The following is a 2,707-nucleotide window of genomic DNA, read 5'->3' as shown; positions in this document are numbered from 1 at the left end:
TGGACTGAACCGCCATCTGATGCCTTTACGCTTACGGTAGATCCTTGGAAGGCGCCCGATGGAGTCGAGTACATAGAGATCACCTTCGAGGAAGGAATTCCTGTCGCACTAAATGGCGAAGAGATGGACGGCGTAAGTTTAATTGCAAAATTGAACCAAATTGCGGGGAAGTACGGTGTAGGGCGCATTGATATGATCGAAGACAGGCTGGTTGGCTTTAAAAGCAGGGAGGTATACGAATGTCCCGCGCCGGTTGTGTTGCTGCAGGCTAAAAAGGCTCTGGAGAAAATGACGTTGTCTAAAGACGTAATAGCTGCCAAAGCTGATTTGGAGTTGAAATACGCCGAACTGGCTTACGTTGGATATTGGTTTTCGCCTTTAAGGGAAGCTTTAGATGCCTTCTTTAACCAAGTGCAAAAGGTTGTAAACGGTGTCGTGAGGGTCAGGCTTTATAAAGGTCAAAGCGTGGTTGTTGGCCTTAAATCTCCAAATTCTTTATATGCAAAAGACCTTGCAACTTACTCAGCCGGAGATGCCTTTGACCATTCCTCGGCGGTAGGTTTCATAAACATTTGGGGGTTGCCCGTAGTTACCTGGAAGCAGGTGCATGATCCTAAAAACGGCGGATGCGAAAGCGAGGTCACCCTTAGCAAGGAAACCGTCAAATCACAGGTTTGAGTCCTGGTTAATTAGCCGTGTTTGGGGTTAACAATTAAATTTTTTCACATAACAAGGTAACGTTATGAATTTGAATCGGCGTTACCTTGTTATGTGGGATCTTTTGCAAGATCCTTCAGCGATTGAAGCTCTTTTTGCGTAATTTCAGGGGATAAATATCCGCAGTAAACTGTGTTGTTGTGATATAAAGGTTCTTCTTTTAACGCAGGAAGGGCTTTGGCACTTTCCTCAAACATAAAAGTCCCTGGGATGGGTGAGTACTCCGCCAACTTTGCAGTTGCGCCCAAGGATTTAACAAAGATGATTGCCTTTTTAACGCTTTCATAATTTTGCCCTGGCAATCCCACGAGGATGTATGTTTCTATATTGCTGTGAGAATAACCTGCTTTTAACAAATTTTCTACGGCCCATATGTATTGAGGGTCATGAACCTTATCGGAGCCAGCTTTTTGTACGGAAGGATCAGTACCTTCCAAGCTAAGACGTATGGTCTTAAAGCCCGTCTCATAAAGGTAGCGTGCACAAGTTTCATCGATTTCCCGCACATGGAGTCCGTTGGGAGTATGGTAGCGTAAATGGCCGAAGTTTTCCTTGAGTTTTTCGCACAAAGAATAGAAATGATTTTCTTTATCTATTAAGAGCGCATCATCGTAGAAGGCGATATCTTTTACGGTCGCGAAGCCGGATTGAAACGAAATCTCGTCTATTACTTGGGCTACAGGCCGCTTTTTATAGTGGGGCCACAGCTTTTTGGAAGCGCAATATCTACAGTTTAAAGGACAACCTATGGATGTAATCGTGATGCCATATTCCGGATTTTTGTATAAGTCCAGGCTTGGACGAAAATAGGAGATATCAAGAGGCATCGTTTGAACTCCGTCAGCGCCCATCTTTTGGGCGTGACCTGGACAAAGCTGAGCGTATATGCCGCCAAGTAGTATAGGAGCTTTTGGGAAGAACTTTTTTACTATATCAATGCACCACTTGACGCCCAGATACCAGTAGGTCATGCCGGAAGTAATCAAAATGATATCAGGGGTTTTTGTTTTACTCAGCTTTTCTTCGAAGGATTCCTTTGTCATGCCGTAGTGATAAAATTTGCGAGGAATGTGTTTATAAGGTAAGGGTTTTTCTATCTCTATCCTCTTAGTTTTATAGCGGCCATATGTCTTTGGCTTGTCACGACCCTCGTAGATGCAGTCGATCAAATCCACGCTGTTTCCGCGATGGCGCAGGTACTCCAAGATGTATAGCAACCCCAATGGTTTGGCCCAAAAATCAAAAAAGGCAAAATCAAATACTGGAGGATTAATCCCCAATATTTTTTTATATCTCAAGTCGTTCAGATAAGCCGTAAAGTCACCCATAGGTTAAGTATATCGCAATCTGGTTGAGTTTACTTCCATTTACGCGGGACATGTAGACATTATTTGAGGTCCGCTGCTCGTTCCTATCCTCGTTGCTCCAGCTTTTATAAAAACATGGGCGGTTTTAAAATCACGAATGCCACCGGCAGCCTTGACCCCCATGCTTGCTGGCACGTTTGCGCGAAGGAGTTTTATGTCTTCAAGTGTGGCGCCACCACTCCCGAAGCCCGTTGAAGTCTTTACAAAGTTGGCTCTGGCTTCGGACGATAGGCGACATGCCCTTATCTTTTCCTCCTTGGTGAGATAACAACACTCAAGTATGACTTTTACAGTAGCACCGGAAGCAGCGCTTGCCACCGCCTCTATATCCTTTAAAACGAGATCATCGTCGCCATCCTTTAAAGCCCCAATATTGATCACCATATCTATTTCTTCCGCTCCATTTTCGAGCGCATTTTTTGCTTCAAGCGCTTTTACCTCGGGGAAGGTTGCACCAAGGGGAAACCCAACCACCGATGCCACCTTTATGCCTGAACCCTTAAGTAGCAAAGCCGCTAGTTGAACTCTAAAAGGATTTACGCAGACAGCAGCAAAGCGATATCGCAATGCCTCCGCACATAGAAGCTCAATATCTTTTTTGGTTGCCATCGGTCTTAAATTTG

General features: G+C 44.6%; 3 protein-coding genes. 1 reads left to right on the top strand and 2 read right to left on the bottom strand.

Annotation, left to right across the window (positions count from 1 at the left end; translation table 11 throughout):
- The coding region (locus Q7P41_RS01710; RefSeq protein ID WP_303881661.1) for an argininosuccinate synthase at positions 1-678 on the top strand (678 nt) is incomplete at its 5' end.
- 89 nt (positions 679-767) lie between these two features.
- Here Q7P41_RS01710 and Q7P41_RS01705 read toward each other — a convergent pair.
- Together Q7P41_RS01705 and deoC are read right to left on the bottom strand one after the other, a co-directional pair.
- Positions 768-2,045, bottom strand: a complete 1,278-nt coding sequence (locus Q7P41_RS01705) for a radical SAM protein (protein ID WP_303881660.1) — start codon at positions 2,043-2,045, stop codon at positions 768-770.
- Positions 2,046-2,084: 39 nt separating this feature from the next.
- On the bottom strand, positions 2,085-2,707 hold a 623-nt coding region (gene deoC / locus Q7P41_RS01700; protein ID WP_303881659.1), incomplete at its 5' end, for a deoxyribose-phosphate aldolase.

It is taken from the genome of Acetomicrobium mobile, from assembly GCF_937920065.1.
This window is presented reverse-complemented; position numbering and strand designations above follow the sequence as displayed.

Bases quoted from the DNA above. Each gene is read 5' to 3' on its own strand.
- Q7P41_RS01705 (WP_303881660.1), bottom strand. From the start codon at position 2,045: ATGGGTGACTTTACGGCTTATCTGAACGACTTGAGATATAAAAAAATA.